This window comes from Planococcus massiliensis (genome assembly GCF_000821325.1).
Lineage (GTDB): Bacteria > Bacillota > Bacilli > Bacillales_A > Planococcaceae > Planococcus > Planococcus ruber.
In genome coordinates, this window is sequence record NZ_CCXS01000001.1 from 2,112,239 (window position 1) to 2,136,093 (window position 23,855).

Consider the following 23,855-nt stretch of genomic DNA (forward strand, 5'->3'; position numbering starts at 1 on the left):
TTCAAACCGCATTACGGCTATCATCTTAATGGCTGGCCAACTGGCTCTCCAGCTTGGGCGGATTGACGAGAACTGTTCCCGAAATCAATAAATTGCCTTTTTCATCAGATGCTTCGACTTTTATCGTGACCTCGTTTCCTTCTACATCAATTTTCACTAATTCCAAAGAGAAATGAAAAGTTGAGTAGTGATAGACAGGCCGGTGAAATTTAATTTGCTGTTCATTAATATAAGATCCAGGGCCTGGTAAATATTTTGAAATGGCCGAAGTGATAATCCCCGTCAACATGATGGTTGGCACGACCGGTTTTTCGAAAGCCGTTTGTGCAGCGAAATCATGCTGGATGTATAGCGGGTTTCCATCGTTGGTAAGTCCGAGGTAAAGAAGAAGATCTTTATCTTCAACCGTTTCTGTCAACTGCAGATTCTCCCCTATTTTCAGGTCTTCTATTTTACGGCCTAATTCACGCTTTTTTCCAAGCAATAATAAGTTCCCTCCCCAATCTTAATACTCTTATAGTATCAATTATATGTTGAATTGTGCAAGCGTCCAGGCAATCATACAGACTCAGGCCTTTGCTCCTATCCCAACAATATTTATGCCATTAGAAAACCGGGCGCGGAGTTCTCCTGCCCGGTTCAATATAGCGTTAAGCTAAAACTTTCATGACTGCTTTCACGGATTCGGCCGATTTTTTTAGCAATGCTTTTTCTTCTTCATTTAAATCGATTTCAAGGATTTTTTCAATGCCCCCTGCACCTAAAATGGTCGGCACCCCTAAATAGATGCCATCCATGCCATACTCGCCTTCCAAATAAGCGATGGAAGGCAAAATACGCCGTTGGTCTTTCAAGATGGCCTCGGCCATTTCAACCAAGGAAGCAGCAGGAGCATAATAGGCGGAACCGTTGCCCAGCAAGTTGACAATTTCAGCGCCGCCTTTGCGGGTACGATCGACAATTTCCGAAAGCCTTGCTTCCGGTATCAACGTTTCCAGCGGAATCCCGCCAGCATAGGAGTAGCGCACAAGCGGCACCATATCATCTCCGTGTCCACCTAAAACAAATCCAGTAACATCTTTGACCGAAACATTTAATTCTTCAGCCACAAAGGTTCGGAAGCGTGCTGAATCCAATACACCGGATTGGCCAATCACGCGTTCCTTTGGAAATCCTGATTCTTTAAAAACGGTATACGTCATCGCATCAACCGGGTTGGTCAAAACGATAATGGTTGTATTGGGTGAGTATTTTACGATATCCGCTGTAACAGCTTTCATGACTTTCTGGTTCGTTTGGACAAGATCGTCGCGGCTCATTCCCGGTTTACGGGCGATGCCGGCCGTAATGATCACCAAATCCGAGTCTTTCGTATCTTCATAATTGGCCGTTCCGCTCACATGTGCATCAAAACCTTGTACAGGAGAGGCTTCGGCCATATCAAGCGCTTTTCCTTTAGCCGGGTCCTCCATTTGTGGAATATCCACTAAGACGACGTCGCCTAATTCTTTTTGGGCCAATAAAAAAGCCGTGGTCGCTCCTGTAAAACCTGAACCGATAACTGAAATCTTTTTACGCTTCAATGTCATAAAAACTCTCCTTTATGGTTAAAGTGGATAAAAAAAGAGAGGGATGGCCTCCCTCTCTTTATCTTATAGGTTTTTGATCAATTCGTCAGCAAACTCAGAGCATTTCACTTCTGTAGCGCCGTCCATTAGGCGGGCAAAGTCATAAGTTACAACTTTAGAAGCGATTGTTTTCTCCATTGAGTTTGTGATCAATTTCGCTGCTTCGTTCCATCCTAAGTGTTCAAGCATCAAGACGCCTGACAAAATGACAGATGAAGGGTTTACTTTATCTTGTCCAGCATATTTCGGAGCTGTACCGTGAGTCGCTTCGAAAATTGCATGTCCAGAAATGTAGTTGATGTTCGCACCAGGTGCGATACCAATTCCGCCAACTTGTGCAGCCAATGCGTCAGAGATGTAATCTCCGTTCAAGTTCATTGTTGCAACAACGTCGAACTCGCTTGGACGCGTAAGAATCTGCTGCAAGAAGATATCAGCGATTGAATCTTTAACAAGGATTTTTCCAGAAGCAAGTGCTTCTTCCTGTGCTTTGTTTGCAGCATCTGTTCCTTGCTCATCTTTAATCGCATCGTATTGGTTCCAAGTGAATACTTTGTCGCCGAATTCTTGCTCAGCCACTTCATAGCCCCAGTTTTTGAAAGCTCCTTCAGTGAACTTCATGATGTTCCCTTTGTGGACCAAAGTCAATGATTCGCGGCCTTCAGTGATTGCATAGTTGATTGCAGCACGTACTAAGCGTTTTGTTCCTTCTTCTGAAATTGGCTTGATGCCGATTCCTGAAGTTTCAGGGAAGCGAATTTTGTTAACGCCCATTTGGTCTTTAAGGAAAGAAATCACTTTCTCAACTTCTTCAGTGCCTTTCGCGTATTCGATACCTGCATAGATATCTTCAGTGTTTTCACGGAAGATGACCATGTCTGTATCTTCAGGACGTTTAACCGGTGAAGGTACGCCTTCAAAATAGCGGACTGGACGCAAGCAAGTGTAAAGATCCAATTCTTGGCGAAGTGCCACGTTCAATGAACGGATACCGCCGCCGATTGGCGTTGTAAGAGGTCCTTTGATTGCGATCAAGTACTCGCGGATAACGTCAAGCGTTTCTTGTGGAAGCCATTCGCCTGTTTCGTCGAATGCTTTTTGGCCAGCAAGAACCTCTTTCCATACGATTGCTTTTTCGCCGTTATAAGCTTTGTTTACTGCTTCTTCCAATACACGTGAAGCTGCATTCCAGATATCCGGGCCAGTACCGTCACCGATAATGAATGGGATAACTGCTTGGTTAGGAACGTTCAATACGCCGTTTTCAACTGTAATTTTTTCGCCGTTTGTCATGTGTAATTGCCTCCTGAGTTCAAATTGATAGGGCTGCACAAAGTGCAAGCCCTATTGTTTATGATACTTTTATGCTAAATCCTATCGTTCTTCCACTGGGATGTATTTCTGCATGCCAGGTCCGATGTATTCTGCGCGTGGACGGATCAAGCGGTTGTTTGAATACTGCTCAAGAATATGAGCCAACCATCCTGAAGTACGTGAAACAGCAAAAATTGGTGTAAATAGATCATGTTCAATATTTAATGAATGGTAAACAGATGCAGAATAGAAATCCACGTTTGGTGGAAGGTTTTTCTGTCCCGTTACGATTTCATCAATTTTGACAGACATATCGTACCATTTTTCTTCACCGCGGATTTTTGTCAATTTCTGTGACATTTCACGCAAGTGTTTGGCACGAGGGTCACCTTTGCGGTATACGCGGTGTCCGAAGCCCATGATTTTTTCTTTGTTGGCAAGTTTCTCAGTAATGACAGATTCTACGTTCTCTACAGAACCGATTTCTGTCAACATTTTCATAACTTGTTCGTTCGCTCCACCGTGCAATGGACCTTTTAAAGCTCCAATTGCAGCTGTGATGCCTGAATAGATATCAGACAAAGTCGCCACCGCAACGCGTGCTGTGAAAGTCGATGCATTCAGTTCGTGGTCTGCATGAAGAACAAGCGCTTTGTTGAAAGCTTCGACTTCGATGTCTTCTGGCATAGAACCAGACAACATATAAAGGAAGTTAGCTGCAAAGCTTAGATCCGTTTTAGGAGCTACTGGCTCTTGGCCATTGCGGATGCGGCCGAAAGCTGTTACAAGCGTAGAAATCTTCGCCTGGATTTTGATCGCTTTACGGTAGTTTGCTTCAGTTTCCATAACTTCCGCTTCTTCATCGAATAAGCCGAGCATGGAAACGGCTGTACGAAGAGCAGCCATTGGATGTACTTTTTTAATATCGTATGTTTTGAAATGATCCAGAACTGCTTGCGGCACTGCCATGTTATCTGCTAGTTGCTGCTTAAGCTCTGCCAATTCATCAGCTTTTGGCAAGCGTTGATGCCAAAGCAAATAAATCACTTCTTCAAAACTCGCGTTGACTGCTAAATCATCGATATCGTAGCCAACGTATGTAAGCGTGTCATCAATAATAGAACTGATGGCAGATTGTGTAGCTACTACACCTTCTAAACCTTTTGCCGATGTCATATAATTCGCTCCTTCTCCAGTATATTTCATCACTCCAAAAAAAAAGCCCGAAATGATGGGTTATCTGTCTTTTGTAGACTTCCGCTGAATGCCTTACTAACCCATTATAATCAATGTTGAAGAATTTGTGAATGAAAACGCTTGTTTTTATTAGAAATTCCTTTAAAACGATGAATTCACTCGGAATTATCGTACGATAACCCGAGCGTTCTTCATCTTATTGTTCAACAGTTTCATGATTAAAGGTTTATAGATTTTCTGGGTAGGCCCAAACAATAAAGTTAAGCCGATGACATCCGAAATAAAGCCGGGAGTCAATAACATAACACCGCCAACCAGGACAAATGCCGCTTTCAGCAAATGGTCGCCCGGCGGTTCAAATCGATTAAAGCTCTCTTGAATATCCCGTATCGCTTTTAGCCCTTGCTTCTTCGCTAGAAAAGCTCCCAGCAAACCTGTTCCTACAATAATCAATAGCGTCGGGAAAAATCCAATGGCTCCTCCAGCCCAAATTAAAATGGCCAATTCCAGTGTCGGTACAAGGAGCAGCGCTAAAAAAATCCATTTCATCGTTTGCTTAGTCCCCTCTCTGCATCGATTTCGATTAGCAGCCAGCAAGAATCGATCGGATCCTTGCCGGCTTCCTAAACCGAAAATCCAGGTTGCCCTTCAGCAAAAAAAGCTGGTGAACGGAGTGGCTGATGTCAATGCTAGCTTATAGGACGCTGGCGTGGCCATCATAAATGATGCCTGAAGCGGCGTCAATTGTAATATCGTAATTGTTTTTGATCAACGACGTTGCGTTTTCAACGCCAACGATAACCGGAATTCCAAGGCTTAAGCCGACAACTGCTGCGTGGCTTGTCAATCCGCCTTCTTCCGTTATGATTCCGGCACACTTTTCGATAGCCGGCATCATTTCACGGTCTGTTCCGATCGTTACGATGATTTTCCCGGTCGTATCTTGACCCAATGCTTCCTGTGAATTTTTCACAACGAGCGTGTTGCCGAAAGCAACGGATTTGCCGATGCCCTGCCCTTGTGCAATGCTGTCGCCGATCAAATGCACTTTCATCAAGTTTGTTGTACCCGCTTGTCCTACCGGTACGCCCGCAGTGATCACGACTAAATCTCCGTGCTTCACATAATGGTGCTTCAAGCTTTCATCTACTGCGTTTTCCAGCAATTCATCCGTTGAATGAACTTTGGATCCAACAATCGGTTGAACTCCCCATACGAGCGTCAATTTTCTAGAAGGAATATCAGAAGACGTCACAGCGATGATCGGTGCGCCTGGGCGGTATTTCGAAATCATCTTCGCTGTATGGCCGCTTTCTGTTGGAGCGATAATCGCCTTAACTTTTAAGTTTAAAGCTGTATAAGCAACAGCTTGGCCGATAGCTTCTGTCATATTCGATTCTTTTTCTTTTCTTCTGTTCGAGACGATTTGCTTGTAGTTCAATGCATCTTCCGTTGTCATTGCAATGCGGTGCATCGTTTCAACGGATTCTACCGGATAAATGCCGGCTGCCGTTTCACCTGACAACATGATGGCATCCGTCCCATCAAAAATCGCATTGGCCACATCACTTGCTTCTGCTCGTGTCGGACGCGGGTTGCGCTGCATAGAATCAAGCATCTGTGTCGCTGTAATGACCGGTTTGCCGGCGCTGTTGCATTTTTCGATCAATGATTTCTGGACTAGCGGCACTTCTTCCGCTGGAATTTCTACACCAAGATCTCCACGGGCAACCATCAAGCCATCAGAAACCATAATGATTTCGTCAATATTGTCGACGCCTTCCTGGTTCTCGATTTTCGGGATGATCTGGATATGAGATCCGCCATTTTTTTCAAGCAAGCTGCGGATTTCCATTACATCAGAAGCTCGTCTCACAAATGATGCAGCGACGAAATCGACGCCTTGCTCGATTCCGAAAAGAATATCCTGCGCATCTTTTTCAGTGATCCCCGGCAATTGCACGGATACACCTGGAACGTTTACGCCTTTTTTTGTTTTGAGCGTTCCTGCATTTTCCACGTACGTGTGGATCAAGCCATTCGCTTTGTCGAGGCTCTTCACACGAAGCTCAATCAACCCGTCATCTAGCAGGATAACCGATCCTTCCTGCACATCTTCAATCAGCTGTTCATAAGTGATCGAGAACATCTCGCTCGTCCCAACCACTTCTGTCATGGAAATCGCGATGTCCTGGCCCGTCACCAATTCAATGGAATCATTTTCCATTTTATGGGTACGGATTTCTGGGCCTTTCGTGTCTAGTAGGATCCCTACAATTTTGCCTGTTTTCGCTGCTGCATCACGGATGCGCTGAATGCGAGTTGCATGTTCTTCGTGGCTTCCGTGCGAAAAGTTTAAACGGGCTACGTTCATGCCTGCCTCGATCAGCGATTCGAGCAATTCCGGTGATTCACTTGCTGGTCCGATCGTACATACGATTTTTGTTTTTCTCAATATACTCACTCCATTTGCCTTATTAAATTGATAGTTCTTTGGATAAGGTGTACAAACTCATATCTGTTTCATGCTTCGTCGTAAATGCCTTAGTCATATCATAGTCTACCACTTGGTGATTTTTCATGCCAACTGCCCGGCCTCCAATGTTTTGAAGGAGAACTTCCACTGCGTGAGCTCCGAACAAACTGCCGAGCACCCGGTCTCTCGCAGTCGGTGAACCGCCTCGCTGAACATGGCCAAGAACTGAAACGCGTGTTTCAATATCCGCTTTAGAGGTAATCAAATCAGCCAAGGCATTGCCGTTCATAACGCCTTCAGCCACGATGATGATGCTATGGCGTTTGCCGCGTTTTCTCCCTTTTTCCAACCGATCAATGATTTCATCCAGGTCAAAATCATCTTCGGGGATTAAAATCGTTTCCGCTCCGCCGGACAGACCTGCCCATAGAGCCAAATCTCCTGCATCCCGGCCCATTACTTCTATAATGAATGTCCGTTCATGGCTAGTTGCAGTATCCCGGATTTTATCAATCGCTTCGATTACTGTATTTAAAGCCGTATCAAAACCGATTGTGTAATCAGTGCCTGGAATGTCATTATCAATTGTGCCCGGAACTCCGACGCACGGGAATCCGTGTTTTGTCAAAGCCATCGCACCTTGATAAGAGCCATCGCCGCCTATGACAACAAGCCCTTCCAAACCATGCTTTTTCATTTGTTCAATCGCTTTTAATTGGCCTTCTTCCGTTTTGAAAGCTTCGCATCGTGCGGAATACAATTTTGTTCCGCCCCGTTGGATAATGTCCCCAACATCCCTGGCTTCCAAGGTCTCAATTTTCCCTTCAATTAACCCTTGGTATCCTTGATAGATGCCAGCGACTTCTAAGCCGTGGAAAATTCCTTTCCGAACAACTGCCCGTATTGCAGCATTCATTCCCGGGGAATCGCCTCCGCTTGTTAATACACCAATTCGCTTCATTTGTTTCGCCTCCCACTAATCCTTGTACTCTTTTCACCTTACCATGCAAACCCTTTACTGTCAGTCTCCAAACCATAATACTTCCATTAAGAGCTGGTTTTTTTTATCTTTCAAAAACTGTAAGCGCTTATATTTTTTATTCGTAGTAAATTTCCTGCAAAAATGAAACAGCCAGGCATTTTCCGCCTGGCTGTCGATTGCTTGAGTTTATTCGCTGAAAATACCGATTGACCGGAATTTTTTGTAGCGCTGATCGATCAGTTCTTCGCCTGACAGCCCCTTCAACTCTTCAAAAGATTTTCGGATGGCTTGTGCAATCATTTCGGCTTGCTTTTCATAATGATGATGCGCGCCTCCGCGAACCTCTGGAATGATCGCTTCGATGATTTTCATGCCAAACAAGTCTGGTGCCGTGATCTTCATGGCTTCGGCAGCTGTTTGAGCCAGTGCTGAATCTTTCCATAAAATCGAGGCGGCCCCTTCAGGCGAAATTACAGAGAACGTAGAATTTTCAAGCATCAAAATGTGATTGCCGACTCCAAGGGCAAGCGCTCCGCCGCTTCCGCCTTCGCCAATAACAATTGAAAGAACCGGCACTTCGAGGCCAGCCATTTCAACCAAGTTTTTCGCAATCGCTTCGCTTTGCCCGCGCTCTTCCGCTGCTTTGCCCGGATATGCGCCTTTTGTATCAATCAAACAAACGATTGGCCGATTAAACTTCTCTGCTTGTTTCATCAAGCGCAGCGCTTTTCGGTAGCCTTCCGGATGCGGCATTCCGAAGTTGCGGCGAATATTTTCTTTTGTGTCTTTGCCTCGCTGATGGCCGATGATGGTGACCGGCTGCCCATCAAACGAACCGATGCCGCCGACAATCGCTTCATCGTCTCCGTAAAGCCGGTCTCCGTGCAATTCGATAAAATCATTGAAAATCAACGGAATGTAATCCAATGTTGTTGGACGATCTGGATGGCGCGCGACTTGAACGCGGTCCCATGGCTTCATGTTTTCATAAATATCGTTTTCCAAGCCTGCCAAGCGCTCTTCCAAGCTGTCAATTTCTGAACTGAGATCGACATCCGCAGTTGCGGTATATTCTTTCAATTCTTCGATTTTTTTCCGTAATTGAATCAGGGGTTCTTCAAAACCCATCGTTTTTGGAGCTGCGTTTTTTTTAGCCATTTCAAACAGCTCCTTTCGTATGCAGACGCACGATTGTACTCAATTTTTCTTTCATATCCGCTCTATGGACCACAGCATCTAGCTGGCCATGTTCCAACAGAAATTCTGCGGTTTGGAAATCTTCAGGCAGCTTCTCGCGTACAGTCTGTTCAATGACCCGGCGCCCCGCGAATCCGATTAACGCTTTCGGCTCGGCAATATTAATATCGCCCACCGAAGCAAAGCTAGCGGATACGCCGCCAGTCGTCGGGTGGGTCAAAACGGAAACAAACAGCAATCCTGCGCTGCTATGGCGCTTCAATGCCACACTTGTTTTGGCCATTTGCATCAATGATAAAACGCCTTCTTGCATCCGGGCGCCGCCGCTTGCTGTAAAGATGACGAACGGCAAGTTTTTCACGGTCGCAGCTTCCACAGCGCGTGTAATTTTCTCCCCGACTACGGACCCCATCGATCCCATCCGAAAATGGGAATCCATGATCGCTACGACGATTTCTTGGCCGTTCAATTTTCCGGTTCCAGTCAAGACCGCTTCGTTTAACCCCGTTTTTTCACTGTCGGAACGGATTTTATCGGTATACGCTGGGAACCCAAGCGGATTTTCGGATTTGATGTGATCGTCGATCGATTCGAAAGAGCCTTCGTCCAATAAACTTTCGACGCGTTCATAAGCCGTCATTTTAAAATGATGGTCGCACTTCGGACAGACTTTATGAAGGCTCTTCAATTCTTTCGTCAATGTGATTTGTTTGCACGAAGGACATTTTGTCATTAATCCTTCCGGAATATCTTTTGAATCTTTATTTGGCATTGTGGTGCCTTGTTTGTCTTTGTTGCGCTTAAAGATCTCGCGAATCATTGCCATTTTGCATTCTCCCCTTTTGTATCCAACCGCTCCAAGTTTTAAATAAGTCAATTGCCGAGCTCATATCTTGCTGCTCAAGCGCAGCCAATAATGGTAGCAGCATTTCTTTTTCAGTTGCTGTAACGGGCTCCTGATAAGGATTTCCGCTGTACTGCTGCAGCAGGAACCAAATTTTCAATGATAACCGGTTCCCGGACAGCACCATCAGTTCACGGACAAAATCTTCCCGGTAGAAGCTTTCATTTTCATTCAGCCGATTTCTGAAGCTATCCCAAACTTTTAAGCTCGCTAATTTGCTGTTTTGGCAAATCGTCTGGATAGCGGACACTTCATGGATCAGCCGGGTTTCCCAAACATCTTCCTGAGACTGTTTATCCTGTAAGATGAACGTCGATAAAACTTCCACCAATTGATGGTTTCGATGGTCAGAAAGAAACGTGCCTTCCCCCCGTCTCGTTTCAATCAAGCCAAGCAGCTCCAAACTTCGCAGCGCCTCTCTCAGCGTTGATCTGCCGACTTGCAATTTCTCGGCCAGCTCCCTTTCGGATGGAATACGATTGCCCGGTTTGATCTTTTCCCGCCGAATCATGTCACGAATGTCTTTTACTATGTCTAAAAATCGTTTTGACTGATTCATGATAGCTCCTTACTTCCATAAATTTGAAAGTGGTCTGGCCACTCATATTTTCTAGAATACAAAACTTTTCGGCTGCCGTAAAGAAAAAACTGCCTTTCTCAAAAGAAAGGCAGTCAAGTATGAATAGTTTTACAAATAACGGAAGTTTTATGGTTCCGGTTTTCTACCGTTCCTTGTACTTCCAAAACGCTGTGCGACTCGAGCAAGTGATTATATTTGGCATATTCCGCCGGAAATAAGGTGACAGAAGCCTGGCCGGAATCATCTTGCAAACTTACAAAAGCCATTGCATCGCCTTTTTTGGTGCGTATCCGTTTAATATCGTCCACCATTCCGAGAACCGTCACCGATTTTCGGTCTTGGATATTCTTCAAATTCTTTAAATCGGTATAGGGTTTATTGCGCTGCTGTTTTTCTCTCGCCATAGGATGAGTCGACAAATAAAATCCTAACGCTTCTTTTTCATAGTCGAGCTTTAAAGTTTCCGGAATAGGAGAAGCTTGAATGTATTTCGGTTTCATAAAGCTCGATCCCATTTCATCAAATAGGCCAGGCTCTTCGTTCGGCTTCACCAATTCCGCATGCTTGACGGCACTGTCCAGTGAAGCAAGCACCGTCGCGCGGTCGAGCCCAAAATCATCCAAGGCGCCTGCTTTTGCCAGCGGTTCAAAAGCCTTTCGGGTAAAATGGATGGCTGAAATGCGTTCGGCTATCGCATAGAGGCTCGAAAACGGACCTTCTTTCCGTGCTGCCAATAGCGCTTTAATGGCACTTCCCGGCACTCCTTTGACTGCATTCAAGCCAATACGGATCTGGCCTTCTTCAACAGAAAACGAATAGCGGCTCTTTTGGACAGACGGCGGAAGGACCGGGATGCCTTTATCCTTGATCTCCTGCAAGAGCTGTGCGGTCTTTTCAGCATTGCCTGCGCTGTTAGCGAGCAGCGCCGCATAAAAGTAAACGGCGTAATGCGTTTTCATATAGCTCAGCTGATAGGAAATCATGCTATAGGCTACGGCATGGCTTTTTGGAAATCCGTAATCGGCAAACCGCACGATCAAGTCATAGACTTGCGATGCTTCTGATTCTGAGAACCCTTTTTTCACCGCACCTTGCGTAAAATGCTTTCGTTCTTCGTCAAGGATTTCCCGTTTCTTTTTGCTGACAGCGCGTCTCAGCAAATCCGCTTCGCCAAGAGAAAAGCCGGCGATGCGGGAAGCTATCTGCATGATCTGCTCTTGGTAGACAATGATGCCGTATGTTTCTTTTAAAATCGGCTCAAGCAGTGGGTGGATATAGTCCACCCGTTCCTGCCCGTGCTTTCGCCGTGCATATAAAGGAATGAATTCCATCGGGCCTGGACGGAACAGCGCGTTGACGGCGACAATGTCGCCGAAAGCCGTCGGTTTGATCTGCCTTAAGGCACCGCGCATGCCATCCGATTCCAATTGGAAGATGCCCGTCGTATCTCCTTGCGCTAAAAGCGCATACGTTTCGGCATCCATCAAGGGAAGCTTCCGGTAATCCATCCACTTTTTCGTATCTTTAAAGAGCAGACGCCGGATTTGTTCAAGAATCGTCAAATTGCGGAGTCCTAAGAAATCCATTTTCAGCAAGCCGACCGCTTCCAGTTCCGCCATTGGCCACTGCGTGATATATATGCCTTCGTTCCCTTTTTCGATCGGCACATGGTCGACGAGCGGCGTCGGGCTTAAAATTACGCCGGCAGCATGGGTAGAGGCGTGCCGCGGGAGCCCTTCCAATTTCAAAGCGGTTTTAAACCATTTTTTGCGTTCTTCCTTTTCGATGATCCAATCATTCAACCGTTTGTTTTCTTTCAAGGCAGAGCGCAATGTCGTGCCTGGCCGGTTCGAAATCATTTTCGAAATCGCGTCCAGCTCTTCTGGTTCAAATCCAAATACACGAGCGGTATCGCGTGCTACCGCTTTTGCTGAAAGAGTACCGAATGTAATGATTTGTGCGGTGCGCACTTCCCCGTATTTTTTTGCGACATATTCTACGACTTCATGGCGCCGGTGATCGGCAAAATCAATGTCGATATCCGGCAATGTCACCCGTTCCGGATTCAAGAAACGCTCAAACAGCAAATCGTGTTCCAGCGGGTCGACATCCGTAATCCGTAAACTGTATGCGACGAGCGAGCTGGCTGAAGATCCTCGGCCCGGCCCTGTCAGAATGTCATTGTCTCGCGCAAATTTCATGAAATCCGAAACGATTAGAAAATAATCGATAAAGCCCATTTTCCGAATGACCGAGAGTTCGTACTTCAACCGCTCCAAATAGGTTTCCCCGTAATTTGGAATCCGTTCGGCCAGGCCCGCTGTACAAAGATCCCAAATATAAGTGGAGCGGTCTGTACCGTCCGGCAATGGAAATACCGGCAGCAGCTGTTGATTCAAAGGAATGGTCACGTTGCAGCTTTCAAGCACCTGCCGGGTTATCTGGAGCCATTCCGGACGATCCGAAAACCAGGAGGAAAATTCTTCTGCAGAAGGCACATGCGCTTTTTGATGAGCAGGGCGCTTGCGTTCCGGATCGTTCATCTTCAAGCCTTGTGAAATAGCCGAAGCAACTTCGTGGGAAAAAGCATCGCCTTCATGCAAATAGCGGCTTTCTTGCGTCGCCATCATTTGTAAACCTTCTGTTTCGCATAAAGCGATAAAGGCTTCTTCATGGTTATTGCGCTGTCCTCCGGGACGTTCGATGCTGCCATAGCAAAAGCTGCCGAAAATTTCCTGGAGAAAATGGACCGCTTCGCTTCGATCGGTCATCACCCATTCCGCTTTATCAGGAATCACACAGATTAATCCTTGCCGGTAGGCTTTCAGCCACTGTTCGGGAATCGCCGCTTTATCCCGTGTCGATAAGGCGGACGTAATTTTAAGCAAGTTTTTATACCCCGCATTTGACTGGGCATAGAGCACTGCTGGGTACTCCTGCTCCTCAAATTCGATAAACACAGAAAGGCCGACCACCCCATGGATGCCGGCCTTATGGCACGCTTCCCAAAATGGAAGAATGCCGTATAATTTCGAGTTGACGATTGCTGCAGATGCCGTCCCCTGTTCGATCAGAAAAGGGAAAAGTTCATCAAGGCGAACCGTGCTTTTCAGCAAATCTGCTGACGTGCTTATATGCGGATAAACCATTGACAATCCAATCCCTCCTTTCTTATGAAGCGCAAATTTTTGTCAAACGTTCGATGACCTGTTCGGCTTCTTCCCATGAATAGGCTGTGGCTCCTGAAGCCATCGGATGTCCCCCGCCGCCGAACTCTTTTGCCAGTCCATTGATGACCGGCCCTTTCGAGCGCAGCCGAACGCGGATTTCCGCATCTTCTTCGATAAACATGACCCAGGCTTTTAAGCCTTTGACATTTCCGAGAGAACCGACCAACAAGGAAGTTTCCGATGCCGTAACGTCAAAATCCTTCAAAACGTCTTTCGTAATTTTCACGTAAGCTGCGCCGCTTTCGTTCATCACAAAATTTTGATAGATATAGCCTTGCAAATGCAGCAATTTCCGTTCCATTTCGTACATGCCGTTATGCAATTCATCGCGGCTGAAATTGTATTTGATCAATTCTCCGGCAATTTTAAACGTTTTTTCCGTCGTGCTCGGGAAGAGGAAGCGGCCAGTATCTCCGATGATTCCAGCATATAGGAGACGCGCAGCCATATCCGGCATCTCCCAATTTTCCTGCTCTTGGCCGTATGTAAATAATTCATAAATCAATTCGGAGGCGGAGCTTGCATTGGTGTCCACCTGCAAAAGATCTCCGTATGCGTCATCATTCGGGTGATGGTCAATTTTAATGATCTTTTCGCCGTTTTGATAACGCTGGTCGTCCACCCGCTCGGTATTTGCGGTATCTGTGACAATGACTAAAGCACCATCAAAGTCGCCGTCTTCCACTTGGTCTGGAAAATCCAAAAAGTCCAAAGTGAAATCATGTTCGCCTGCAGCCAAAATCCGCTTTTCGGGAAAATTGTGCTGAAGCAAGTATTTCAAGCCTAATTGGGATCCGTAAGCATCCGGGTCCGGCCGGACATGGCGGTGGATGATGATGGTTTCGTATTCTTTAATTGTGTCGATGATTTGACTGTACATTTTGCTGTTCCTCCGTTTTTTAAGGAAATCCATTCGCATTTTTGTCCATTTCTCAGTACAATAGGAGTGAGTTATGGAATACAGGAGGTTCTCCAATGATCGTATTAGTAGGTATGATAATTATATCATTTGTTTTTTATTTTTATTATAAAACAAAACAATTCCGTGCAACTTTGCCCATCCGGAGAAAATGGTATGCCTCCATCGCGTCTGTTGCGCTTGGCAGCTTTGTGCTGTTTTTTGGCATCAACCAATTGTTCGTCTTCCAATCGATTGTGACGTACATTATTTCCGGCATTTTCATCATTCTTGGCCTCGCTTTGATGATCTACAATTACAAAGCGGCGAAGCATTACCACTCGTTCGTAGCCGAAGAAGCGCGTTTGAACCAATAAGAAACCTCTCCTTTTATAGGAGGGGTTTTTTATTGTCCAACGCTTGTCGGTGCTTACCGGGCGCTTACGCTTTTCTAATGTCTAGTCTCCAGCGCCCAGCCCCTCGAGTCGCTTCAGCCTTTCCGCCAATGGCAAAGAACGCCATTTCCGCCAAGGCTTCCAGCGCTTGTCGGTGCTTACCGGGCGCTTGCGCTTTTCTAGCGGTCCAGCAATTGGAACGTTAGTAACGCCTTTCCAACAATCTTATTTTCGAAGCTCACTTCAACGTCGACTTTTGCCGATTTTCGGCTCATGTCTAAAATCACCGGTTTGATCAGCACCGTCGAGTCCAGTTGAACGGGATTCAAATAATAGACCGTCATATTTTCCAGCGCACTGTCTTTCCGGTTTTTTGTCTTTAACGCTGTTGTAGCGGCTTCGATTAAAATCGCCGAATATGCTCCGTAGGAAATCGAGCCGTAAGCATTGGTCATTTGCGGGGTCACCCGGAAATTCAGAACGACTTTATCCGTCGATTGCAGATGCATCTGCCCCATAATGAGATCATCAATTGTTTCGCCTTGCTGCGGCTGGCGTTGTGCGGTTTGAATGGCTTTCAGCACATCTTGCCGGCTGATGACGCCTTTTAGCTTGCCGTGGTCATCTGCCACCGGCAGCAAGTCAATGCCTTCCCAAATCATGCGATGCCCCGCTGAAGCGACGCTCGTTTGCATGGAAACCGTAATCGGATCTTTCGTCATTACTTTTTCAATCAATTCGGCATCGCCGTGCCCGATGACATCACGTGATGTGATGATGCCGACCAGCTTGCCGTGGTCATCGACGACCGGGAAGCCGCCATGCGTGGTTTCCTTGTTCAATTCGTGGTAATGGCTGATCGTATCTTTGTCCTGCAGAAAATTTGTATTTTCCAAAGGAATCAAAATGTCTTCAATCAATAAAATTTCTTTTTTAATCAACTGGTCATAGATGGCACGGTTGATCATGGTCGCTACAGTAAACGTATCGTAGCTCGTTGAAATAACGGGAAGCTCATATTCATCCGCTAATTTCTTTACCGTATCTGAAGCTTCAAAGCCGCCGGTCACAAGCACGGCGGCGCCTGCTTGCAAGGCATATTCGTGGGCTTTAAAGCGATTGCCGACAATCAGCAGATTCCCCGCTTCTGTATAGCGCATCATATCATCCAATTGCATGGCACCGATGACAAATTTGTTCAGCGATTTATGCAGCCCGGATCTCCCGCCCATCACTTGGCCATCGACAATGTTGACAATTTCCGCGTAGGTGAGCCGTTCGATGTTCTCTTTTTTCTTCCGCTCGATCCGGATGGTCCCAACACGTTCAATCGTTGAAACAAGGCGCTGGTTTTCCGCTTCTTTGATTGCCCGGTAGGCCGTCCCTTCACTGACTTGAAGATCTTTTGCAATGCGGCGCACAGAGATCTTTTCGCCCACCGGGAGCGTTTCGATATACTCCAGTATCTGTTCGTGTTTCGTCGCCATAATTTCACCTGTTCTTTCTCGCATTCTATACTTCCAAGTGTATCATAAGTCATAGAAAAAACAGACTGAACCGGCATCCATAAAAAAGAGTCGTCCCTAACTAAATGGGGACAACTCCTTGCTGAAAATTAATAGTCGATAACGTCTCCAGGTTGCATAATTTTGACTTCTGCGCCTTTAACAAGACCTTTGAAATATTCAGGATCCTGGTTGATTGGCGGAAACGTGTTGTAATGGATCGGCACCACGGTTTTCGGCTTGATCAATTCCACCGCATAAGCGGCGTCGTCCGGCCCCATCGTGAAAAAATCGCCGATCGGCACAAACGCCAAATCTATTTCATTGCGGTTCCCGATGATTTCCATATCGCCGAACACTTCAGTATCGCCTGCGTGGTAAATCGCCTTCCCTTCCGCTTTAAAAAGGATACCCGCCGGCATTCCGCCGTAAATGGCATCGCCTTCAGGAGTGGTATAAGAAGAACTATGGAAGGCTTTCGTGTATTTGACGGTGCCGAACTCGAATTCTTTTGCGCCGCCAAGATTCATGCCAACCGTTTCAACTCCTTGGCCAGCCAAATAATTGGCAAGCTCCACCGGCGCCACTACTTGCGAATTGTTCCGCAGTGCAAGTTCTACCGTATCGCCGACATGGTCGTTGTGTGCATGCGTCAAAAGAATGACATCTGGCTTTTCTTCGCTTGCCACGAGATCCGTCAACCCGTTCCCCGAAATGAATGGATCAATTAAAATCACTTTGCCTGCTGTTTGAATTTTCACTACCGAATGGCCATGAAATGATACTTTCATTTAATCCCCTCCAGCTCTCATTATCGATCTTTCCAAGCTGTATTATACCCCGATTTTTGATATGCTACACATAGACAAGGAGGAATACATATGAATAAAATTGAGCAATTGCAAAGCTATTTAAACGAAATGGAAATCGACGCGGCATTTATCACCAACCCGGATAACGTATTTTACTTGAGCGGTTTTAAAAGCGATCCGCATGAACGGCTTCTTGGGGTTATGGTTTTCAAAGATGCGGCACCGTTCCTCATTTGTCCGCAAATGGAAATACCGGATGCACAAAATGCCGGCTGGTCTGGGGATATCATCGGCCATGTCGATACGGAAAACGCCATGGAAGTCCTTCACCGGACAGCTTCAGCCAAATCGGATTCCATCCGTACATTGGCGATTGAAAAATCCCATATGACCGTGGACCGTTACGAGGCATTGAACGAATTCTTCGGCAATCCGTCCTTCTTTGCCTTAGATGACAAAGTCAACGCGATGCGCGTCATCAAAGATGAAGCGGAATTGGAAATCTTAAGAGAAGCTGCAGCACTGGCTGATTACGCAATCGAAGTGGCAGCCAAAAACTTGCGTGAAGGCATCACCGAAATTGAGTTGATGACCGAGATTGAGCTGGCGCTGAAAAAACGCGGAGTCACCCATATGTCATTCGATACAACGGTTTTAGCCGGATCTAAAGCGGCTTCTCCCCACGGCAAGACCGGTGATAGAAAACTTCAGAGCGGCGACCTTGTGCTCTTCGACTTAGGCGTCGTCCATAAAGGCTATTGTTCGGATATTACGCGGACACTTGCCCTTGGCGAACCTTCCGAAGAACAAAAAGAAGTCTATGAAATCGTCAGACGAGCGGAAGAAGCTGCATTGAACGCGGTAAAACCCGGCGTAACAGCTGCTGAACTGGACAAGACTGCCCGCGATGTCATTGAAAAAGCGGGTTACGGCGAATATTTCACGCACCGCCTAGGCCATGGCCTTGGCATTTCTGTCCATGAATTCCCATCGCTTCACGGCTCCAATAATATGGTTATGGAAGCAGGAATGGTCTTTACGTTAGAACCAGGCGTATATGTGCCTGGAAAAGTTGGCGTCCGCATCGAAGATGATGTCGCTGTTACCGAAACTGGCGTTGAAGTATTAACGAAGTTTCCAAAAGAATTGCAGATCATTCACCATTCATAAACGAAAAAAGGCGGTCCAGGAATTTTTCCTGGGCCGCCTTTTCAATTAGCCAATCAATTCTTCGACCGGTCGAAACTCTTCACCTTGATCGTCTGCCACTGCTTTATAAGTGACAAAACCATTAAATGTATTAACGCCTTTTTTTAATGCTTCATTTTCCATTATTGCTTTTTCAAAGCCTTTATTCGCTATTTGCACGGCATACGGCACAGTGACATTCGTCAAACCGATGGTGGAAGTTCTCGGCACCGCTCCCGGCATATTGGCCACGGCGTAATGAACCACGCCATGCTTCATATACGTTGGGTTGTCATGGGTGGTGATACGGTCGCTTGTTTCGAATATGCCGCCTTGGTCAATCGCAATATCGATAACCACCGATCCCGGTTTCATCGATTGAATCATTTCTTCCGTCACCAGTTTTGGCGCTTTCGCTCCAGGAATCAATACCGCTCCAACGACAAGATCCGCTTCTTTCACCGAATCCGCAATGTTCATCGGATTGGAAATCATGGTTTGAACGTCTGTTCCAAATAAGTCATCCAATTGGCGAAGGCGGTCCGGATTTAAATCGAGGATCGTCACACTTGCGCCCATGCCAATGGCCACTTTCGCTGCATTGGTCCCGGCCACTCCGCCGCCGATAATCGCCACTTTCCCTCTCGAAACGCCAGGGATGCCGCCGAGAAGAATACCGCCGCCTCCATGAATCTTTTCAAGAAATTGCGCGCCGATCTGCGTCGACATTTTGCCGGCGACTTCACTCATCGGCGTCAGCAATGGCAAAGAATTATTCGGCAGCTGCACCGTTTCATAGGCAATGCCTGTCACTTTTGCTTGCAGCATCGCTTGTGTCAATTCAGGTTCCGGCGCAAGATGCAGATACGTAAAGAGAATCAAGCCTTCTCTAAAATATCCATATTCTTCCGGAGTCGGCTCCTTCACTTTCATGACCATTTCTTGTGCCCATGCTTCTTCCGCTGATTGGACAATTTGGGCTCCAGCCGCTTCATAATCCGCATCTGTAAACCCGGAACCTGTTCCTGCGTCCGTTTCGATCACGACTTCATGGCCGTGCACCGCTAAATTGACCACGCCAGCCGGAGTCATTGCTACCCGGTTTTCATTATTCTTAATTTCTTTCGGTATGCCTATTCGCATAACAAACCCTCCTATTTATAAATTCCGTTTACATGCTTCTATTAAATAAATGGCCGGGCGTTCCCCGCCTTCATTAACTGTATTACCCATTTGCCGGCTTTCATGCATTTTTTCGGGTTATTCTTCATAACGGAAGAGATTTCTTAATTCATCCATTTAAAACGTTATTGTACGAAAGCGTCTGCTTCACAATTTGTCCATTTTTCTCGCACATTTTCTCCTTTAAATAAAGGATTTCTCTCCAGCTCTAGCGAAATTAAACAATATAGACAAGGAGGAATGCAATATGACACTGAAATATTCACAAATTTTAGTAGCAGTTGACGGCTCCAAAGAAGCAGAATGGGCATTTAAAAAATCGGTCGGCATTGCCAAGCGGAACCACGCCACATTGAACTTAGTGAACATCATTGACACGCGTTCATTTGCGGCGATTGAAGCTTACGACCGCTCCATCGCAGACCGCGCCCAAAAGTTTGCAGAAGATTTGCTTGGCGGCTATAAAAAAGAAGCACAGGCAGCAGGCGTTGAAAAAGTTAACATTTTGGTCGACTACGGTTCTCCGAAAACCATGATTTCCCGGGAACTTGCCAGAAAAGTAACTGCAGATCTGATCATTTGCGGAGCTACTGGATTGAATGCAGTCGAACGTTTCTTGATTGGCAGCGTATCCGAGCATATCGTCCGTTCTGCTAAATGCGACGTATTGGTCGTACGGACAGAAGATACCGAAGACGATGATATCGATGCGAGCACTTACCGCACAAGCGATGAATTGGAAAGCAATAGCCCCACTGATTATATTGTCGGCGATAAAACACCGCTCCAAGATCCGCAAAAACCGGATGTCGGATCGGATATCGGGCGCCGCTAAACCGAATCAAGCTGTATCCAGAATTTCTGGATACAGCTTTTCATTTGGCTGGATAGCCGTTTATTGAATGCGGATCAAGATCAAGCGATTCGAAGCAGAAATGACATCTATTTGTTCTTCGCCTTTCGTGTAGCGTACAGAAGCACCTTGCCTCGAACCTTTTTCCCAGCCGTTCGCTTTTAACACCACTTCATAGCCAAAAGGAATTCCTTTTTCCTCAGAAGCCCGGCTCCATTCGTATAATTTCGCCGCTTCATTTTCTTCGGTCAGCTTTGCGCTTTTCGGTACGGGAAATCCTGAAAGCGCGGCCGATGATGCCTCGTAGGAAAAGAAGGTGGTAAAGTAAAAAAACAAGCCGCTAAACAAGACAATTCCCAAAATCCATCCCCAAGTACGTTTCACAACGCCTCTCCTCTCTTTATAGCTTATGTATACGCATGAAATCTTTCCTATGTTCGATGTATTTCCTATTAGTATATACGAACAACTTGGCAGAAAAGTTTCAGAAAATGAACAGTCTTTGAATATTTGTCTAATAACTTTGGAAACGTAAAGAAGCGGATGATTCGTTTAAATCATCCGCTTCTTCCTATCCTAGAAATTTTTCTTTTTTGTCCAGCCATTTTAAAAATCCGGCAATAAGCCGAATGAAGTTTTCCTTATCGGGTTCCCAAAGTTCATGGCCAGCGTCTTTTACGGTCATGATTCGGACATCTTTTAAATGCTTTTGGAAAAATTCCACGTCGCTTTCTTTTAACAGGGAGCCTTCTTTTTCGCCTCTAATGACTAAAACCGGAATATCAATTTTTGCCAATTGCTCTTCTAAGCTGAGCGAAACAGATTCTTGCTGGATCGCATTCGGTACATGGGAATTTTCTTGAGGGACAAAACCACTGGCTCTTACCCGGTTCACCCATTGTTCGGGAATGGATGGATATTTTGCAGGATAATCGCAAAGGATCATCCCTTTTAAATGAGGATTTTCTGCAGCAAAATCGATGGCATAAGGAACGCCCATCGAATATGCGAGAAGGCAATATTCTTTTACTCCGCTTCTTCCAACGACTGCTTCAATATCTGCAACATGGTCTTTGAAGGCATAGCCTGAGTGTGGCGCTTCGCTTTTGCCTCGCCCTCTCAAACTCATGCTGATCCGTCTTCTGTCTTCGAAATAGCCCAATAGCTCAGTCGCTTGTTCTGCTTGGTTTAAGGCCCCCGGCACGTAGACTAAAGGAGTCATCATATCATCAAAAATAGCGGTTTCCATATAGTGCAATTTCACACCATTTGCTTCTGCCCATCTGTCTGTCCAATACATTGAAACTCCCCTTTCTTTCATATGCCTTTTATCCTTTTTTCACGAACTCTGATTTCAGCTTCATCGGCCCGAAGCCATCAATTTTGCAATCGATATTATGGTCCCCTTCAACAAGGCGGATATTTTTCACTTTCGTCCCTATTTTTAAAACAGAAGAACTTCCCTTCACCTTTAAATCTTTGATAACCGTAACAGAATCCCCATCCGCCAGTAAATTGCCATTGGCGTCTTTGACTTTCGGTTCGTCTGTCTCTTCACTTTCGGCAGCTGGATTCCATTCATGGCTGCATTCCGGGCAAACGAGCATATTGCCGTCTTCATATGTATAAGGAGAATTGCACTTAGGGCAAATCGGCAGTTCGTTCATAAAAAGCTCCTCCGATACTAATTGATGTGATAAAAGCTGACTATTTTTCCATTATAACTTTCCAGTTAAATTCCTGATACTTTTCCCTCTTTTAAAAATCAAGCCTTATCCACATAGGTCAGTGTTTTATTGGTAAAGCCGAACAAGACCGTTAAGATCGGGGAAAGCAGGCAGAAAAACGCAAACGGCAGGTACGCGAGCGTAGAAATTCCGAGCACGGATGTAATGAAAATGCCGCATACACTCCATGGCACCAGCGGATTCACAACGGTCCCGGCGTCTTCCATGACGCGGCTCAAGTTTTTACCAGCTAAGCCAAGTTTGGCATAGGCTCCTTGAAAAGCCTGCCCCGTCAACAGAATCGACAAGTACTGTTCTCCGATTAAAATATTGACGCCAATGGCCGTTAAAGCAGATGCCGCGACAACGGAAGCCACTTTTCTCAATAAGCTTTCAATTTGGGCCAGCAAACACTGGATGATTCCCAGCTTGAAGAGCATTCCACCCATGCTGAGCGCAAGAAGCACAAGCCCGATGGTAAAGAACATGCTCTGCATACCGCCGCGTGTGAGCAGAGCATCAATTTCTTTAATCCCTGTATTAGACACGTAGCCGCCGAATAAAGTTCCGAGCACGCCAGAAAACGGGACGCTTTGATGAACGAAAGACAAGCCGACGGCAGTGATCGAGCTGATGGCCAATGTCAACAAGGCGGGCACTTTTGCTAAAGTTAGGAATACCAACAAGATGAGCGGCAGCAAAGCATACCAATGGATCAATCCGGTCTCTTGCAGGCCACTTTTGAAGAGTTCAATATTTGCTGTATCTTTCAATTCCACACTTGGCGATAAGACGGCAAAGAAAATAAAGCTTAGAACAAATGCCGGAATAGTCGTCCAGCCCATATTCCGGATGTGCTCGAATAAATCGGTGCCGACAATGGAAGCCGCCAGATTCGTCGTGTCGGAAAGCGGAGACATCTTATCTCCGAAGAAAGCACCGGACACGATTGCGCCTGCCGTGATCGCCAGAGATAAATCCATCGCTCCTGCGATCCCGGTAAAAGCGACGCCCACTGTTGCGACCGTCGTCAATGAACTGCCGATTGACAGCCCAATGAGAGACGTCACAACAAAAACGATGGCAAAAAAGAATAACGGGGTGACAAGGTTAAACCCTGCATAGATCAAAGTCGGAATTGTACCGCTCATCATCCAGCTGCTGATTAAAATGCCGATGAGAAAGAATAGGAAGGCTGCGCCCATTCCGGCTCCGGCACCTTCTACCAGCCCTTTTTCCAGTTCACGGTAAGGCACTTTCTTTGCCAGCCCGTAGCAAATCAATAAAAAAATTGAAAAGAGAATGGGCATGTGCGGCGCTGCCTCAAACCGGATAATGCTCACACTGATGATTGCCACAACCAGAGCCGTTAGCGCAATCGCCTCTTTAAAATTTGGTGAAATCACTGCTTTAATCTGAAACATTCTTCACGACTCCCTTTCCTGAAACCCAATCTTTTATCCAAACAAAAAAACCTTCCATCCCTATAAAGGGACGAAGGTTTTCTCCGCGTTACCACCCAATTTGATGCCTCGCTTCCATCGACGCATCCACTTCATTGTTTGCTGAAAAATACAGATGGCGTAATTCATTTGATTTGCTGCCTGGACTTCCACCTGCCGTCCAGTCTCTTTTGGCTGCACACAATCAAACTACTTTTTCATCATTCAACAAGTTCTATCGATTTCTAATTTCTTTAAATCTTATCATGTCTTTTTTACAAGTCAAGCCTTCTTTTTATAAAGAAACAAGAATAGGGATTGCAAGAACGAAAAAAACTTCAGATG

General features: G+C 46.0%; 21 protein-coding genes and 1 pseudogene. 3 read left to right on the forward strand and 19 right to left on the reverse strand.

Annotated elements, in window-relative coordinates; translation table 11 throughout:
- Nucleotides 1-25: 25 nt before the first annotated feature.
- The 12 genes from BN1080_RS10440 to BN1080_RS10495 all read right to left on the reverse strand — a co-directional run bounded on the left by BN1080_RS10440 (nt 26) and on the right by BN1080_RS10495 (nt 14,388).
- The gene (locus BN1080_RS10440; protein WP_052652003.1) at nt 26-484 is read right to left on the reverse strand and encodes a MaoC family dehydratase; all 459 of its coding nucleotides are present in this window, start codon (nt 482-484) and stop codon (nt 26-28) included.
- A 166-nt stretch (nt 485-650) separates the two neighbouring features.
- Entirely contained in the window at nt 651-1,589 is a 939-nt protein-coding gene (gene mdh / locus BN1080_RS10445) for a malate dehydrogenase (protein WP_052652004.1), read from the reverse strand.
- Between the two features lie 63 nt (nt 1,590-1,652).
- Nucleotides 1,653-2,921: an NADP-dependent isocitrate dehydrogenase gene (gene icd, locus BN1080_RS10450; RefSeq protein WP_052652005.1), complete on the reverse strand. Its 1,269-nt coding sequence runs from the start codon at nt 2,919-2,921 to the stop codon at nt 1,653-1,655.
- Nucleotides 2,922-3,002: 81 nt separating this feature from the next.
- Entirely contained in the window at nt 3,003-4,118 is a 1,116-nt protein-coding gene (gene citZ, locus BN1080_RS10455; protein ID WP_052652006.1) for a citrate synthase, read from the reverse strand.
- A 186-nt stretch (nt 4,119-4,304) separates the two neighbouring features.
- Nucleotides 4,305-4,688 (reverse strand): FxsA family protein, encoded by a 384-nt coding sequence (locus BN1080_RS10460; RefSeq protein ID WP_052652007.1) that lies wholly within the window; start codon nt 4,686-4,688, stop codon nt 4,305-4,307.
- 145 nt (nt 4,689-4,833) lie between these two features.
- Nucleotides 4,834-6,594, reverse strand: a complete 1,761-nt coding sequence (gene pyk, locus BN1080_RS10465; protein ID WP_052652008.1) for a pyruvate kinase — start codon at nt 6,592-6,594, stop codon at nt 4,834-4,836.
- A gap of 22 nt (nt 6,595-6,616) precedes the next feature.
- Nucleotides 6,617-7,576, reverse strand: a complete 960-nt coding sequence (gene pfkA / locus BN1080_RS10470) for a 6-phosphofructokinase (protein ID WP_052652009.1) — start codon at nt 7,574-7,576, stop codon at nt 6,617-6,619.
- A gap of 207 nt (nt 7,577-7,783) precedes the next feature.
- The gene (gene accA / locus BN1080_RS10475) at nt 7,784-8,755 is read right to left on the reverse strand and encodes an acetyl-CoA carboxylase carboxyl transferase subunit alpha (RefSeq protein ID WP_052652010.1); all 972 of its coding nucleotides are present in this window, start codon (nt 8,753-8,755) and stop codon (nt 7,784-7,786) included.
- Nucleotide 8,756: 1 nt separating this feature from the next.
- A complete protein-coding gene (gene accD, locus BN1080_RS10480; protein WP_052652011.1) occupies nt 8,757-9,620 on the reverse strand; it encodes an acetyl-CoA carboxylase, carboxyltransferase subunit beta in 864 nt (287 codons plus the stop codon).
- Nucleotides 9,595-10,257 carry a FadR/GntR family transcriptional regulator gene (locus tag BN1080_RS10485; RefSeq protein WP_110925622.1) on the reverse strand — a complete coding sequence of 221 codons (663 nt, stop codon included), beginning with the start codon at nt 10,255-10,257 and terminating at the stop codon, nt 9,595-9,597. Before BN1080_RS10485 ends, accD begins: the two co-directional genes overlap by 26 nt.
- 113 nt (nt 10,258-10,370) lie before the next feature.
- On the reverse strand, nt 10,371-13,427 hold the full coding sequence (gene dnaE, locus BN1080_RS10490; protein ID WP_234399001.1) for a DNA polymerase III subunit alpha: 3,057 nt from the start codon (nt 13,425-13,427) through the stop codon (nt 10,371-10,373).
- A 22-nt stretch (nt 13,428-13,449) separates the two neighbouring features.
- A complete protein-coding gene (locus BN1080_RS10495; RefSeq protein ID WP_052652013.1) occupies nt 13,450-14,388 on the reverse strand; it encodes a DHH family phosphoesterase in 939 nt (312 codons plus the stop codon).
- Between the two features lie 95 nt (nt 14,389-14,483).
- Between BN1080_RS10495 and BN1080_RS10500 the strand changes: the two genes are divergently transcribed.
- Complete coding sequence (locus BN1080_RS10500; RefSeq protein ID WP_052652014.1) at nt 14,484-14,783, forward strand: YtpI family protein; 300 nt, start codon at nt 14,484-14,486, stop codon at nt 14,781-14,783.
- 197 nt (nt 14,784-14,980) lie between these two features.
- Here BN1080_RS10500 and BN1080_RS10505 read toward each other — a convergent pair whose 3' ends face one another.
- A complete protein-coding gene (locus BN1080_RS10505) occupies nt 14,981-16,288 on the reverse strand; it encodes a DRTGG domain-containing protein (RefSeq protein WP_052654553.1) in 1,308 nt (435 codons plus the stop codon).
- Between the two features lie 128 nt (nt 16,289-16,416).
- Entirely contained in the window at nt 16,417-17,097 is a 681-nt protein-coding gene (locus BN1080_RS10510; protein ID WP_052652015.1) for a metal-dependent hydrolase, read from the reverse strand.
- A gap of 90 nt (nt 17,098-17,187) precedes the next feature.
- Between BN1080_RS10510 and BN1080_RS10515 the strand changes: the two genes are divergently transcribed.
- Nucleotides 17,188-18,288: a M24 family metallopeptidase gene (locus BN1080_RS10515; RefSeq protein ID WP_052652016.1), complete on the forward strand. Its 1,101-nt coding sequence runs from the start codon at nt 17,188-17,190 to the stop codon at nt 18,286-18,288.
- A 45-nt stretch (nt 18,289-18,333) separates the two neighbouring features.
- Here the strand turns inward: BN1080_RS10515 and ald are convergent, their stop codons facing one another.
- Nucleotides 18,334-19,449, reverse strand: coding sequence for an alanine dehydrogenase (ald, locus tag BN1080_RS10520; protein WP_052652017.1), 1,116 nt, complete (start codon nt 19,447-19,449; stop codon nt 18,334-18,336).
- A gap of 286 nt (nt 19,450-19,735) precedes the next feature.
- On the opposite strand from ald, the pseudogene BN1080_RS10525 reads away from it, so the two are divergent.
- Nucleotides 19,736-20,185 (forward strand): annotated as a pseudogene (locus BN1080_RS10525) (universal stress protein); the annotation flags it as partial.
- A gap of 198 nt (nt 20,186-20,383) precedes the next feature.
- On the opposite strand, the gene BN1080_RS10530 reads toward BN1080_RS10525, so the two are convergent.
- The 4 genes from BN1080_RS10530 to nhaC form a co-directional block, all read right to left on the reverse strand.
- Nucleotides 20,384-20,725, reverse strand: coding sequence for a hypothetical protein (locus BN1080_RS10530; protein ID WP_052652018.1), 342 nt, complete (start codon nt 20,723-20,725; stop codon nt 20,384-20,386).
- 187 nt (nt 20,726-20,912) lie between these two features.
- Complete coding sequence (locus BN1080_RS10535; RefSeq protein ID WP_052652019.1) at nt 20,913-21,641, reverse strand: alpha/beta fold hydrolase; 729 nt, start codon at nt 21,639-21,641, stop codon at nt 20,913-20,915.
- 28 nt (nt 21,642-21,669) lie between these two features.
- Nucleotides 21,670-22,008, reverse strand: a complete 339-nt coding sequence (locus tag BN1080_RS10540) for a zinc ribbon domain-containing protein YjdM (protein WP_052652020.1) — start codon at nt 22,006-22,008, stop codon at nt 21,670-21,672.
- A gap of 98 nt (nt 22,009-22,106) precedes the next feature.
- Entirely contained in the window at nt 22,107-23,492 is a 1,386-nt protein-coding gene (gene nhaC / locus BN1080_RS10545; RefSeq protein ID WP_052652021.1) for a Na+/H+ antiporter NhaC, read from the reverse strand.
- Nucleotides 23,493-23,855 lie beyond the last annotated feature (363 nt).

Coding starts and splice junctions, on each gene's coding strand:
- accD (WP_052652011.1), bottom strand. CDS start 9,620: ATGGCAATGATTCGCGAGATCTTTAAGCGCAACAAAGACAAACAAGGC.
- BN1080_RS10535 (WP_052652019.1), bottom strand. CDS start 21,641: ATGTATTGGACAGACAGATGGGCAGAAGCAAATGGTGTGAAATTGCAC.
- BN1080_RS10505 (WP_052654553.1), bottom strand. CDS start 16,288: ATGGCGACGAAACACGAACAGATACTGGAGTATATCGAAACGCTCCCG.
- icd (WP_052652005.1), bottom strand. CDS start 2,921: ATGACAAACGGCGAAAAAATTACAGTTGAAAACGGCGTATTGAACGTT.
- BN1080_RS10510 (WP_052652015.1), bottom strand. CDS start 17,097: ATGAAAGTATCATTTCATGGCCATTCGGTAGTGAAAATTCAAACAGCA.
- nhaC (WP_052652021.1), bottom strand. CDS start 23,492: ATGTTTCAGATTAAAGCAGTGATTTCACCAAATTTTAAAGAGGCGATT.
- BN1080_RS10495 (WP_052652013.1), bottom strand. CDS start 14,388: ATGTACAGTCAAATCATCGACACAATTAAAGAATACGAAACCATCATC.
- BN1080_RS10515 (WP_052652016.1), top strand. CDS start 17,188: ATGAATAAAATTGAGCAATTGCAAAGCTATTTAAACGAAATGGAAATC.
- mdh (WP_052652004.1), bottom strand. CDS start 1,589: ATGACATTGAAGCGTAAAAAGATTTCAGTTATCGGTTCAGGTTTTACA.
- ald (WP_052652017.1), bottom strand. CDS start 19,449: ATGCGAATAGGCATACCGAAAGAAATTAAGAATAATGAAAACCGGGTA.
- pfkA (WP_052652009.1), bottom strand. CDS start 7,576: ATGAAGCGAATTGGTGTATTAACAAGCGGAGGCGATTCCCCGGGAATG.
- BN1080_RS10485 (WP_110925622.1), bottom strand. CDS start 10,257: ATGAATCAGTCAAAACGATTTTTAGACATAGTAAAAGACATTCGTGAC.
- BN1080_RS10500 (WP_052652014.1), top strand. CDS start 14,484: ATGATCGTATTAGTAGGTATGATAATTATATCATTTGTTTTTTATTTT.
- BN1080_RS10460 (WP_052652007.1), bottom strand. CDS start 4,688: ATGAAATGGATTTTTTTAGCGCTGCTCCTTGTACCGACACTGGAATTG.
- dnaE (WP_234399001.1), bottom strand. CDS start 13,427: ATGGTTTATCCGCATATAAGCACGTCAGCAGATTTGCTGAAAAGCACG.
- citZ (WP_052652006.1), bottom strand. CDS start 4,118: ATGACATCGGCAAAAGGTTTAGAAGGTGTAGTAGCTACACAATCTGCC.
- BN1080_RS10540 (WP_052652020.1), bottom strand. CDS start 22,008: ATGAACGAACTGCCGATTTGCCCTAAGTGCAATTCTCCTTATACATAT.
- accA (WP_052652010.1), bottom strand. CDS start 8,755: ATGGCTAAAAAAAACGCAGCTCCAAAAACGATGGGTTTTGAAGAACCC.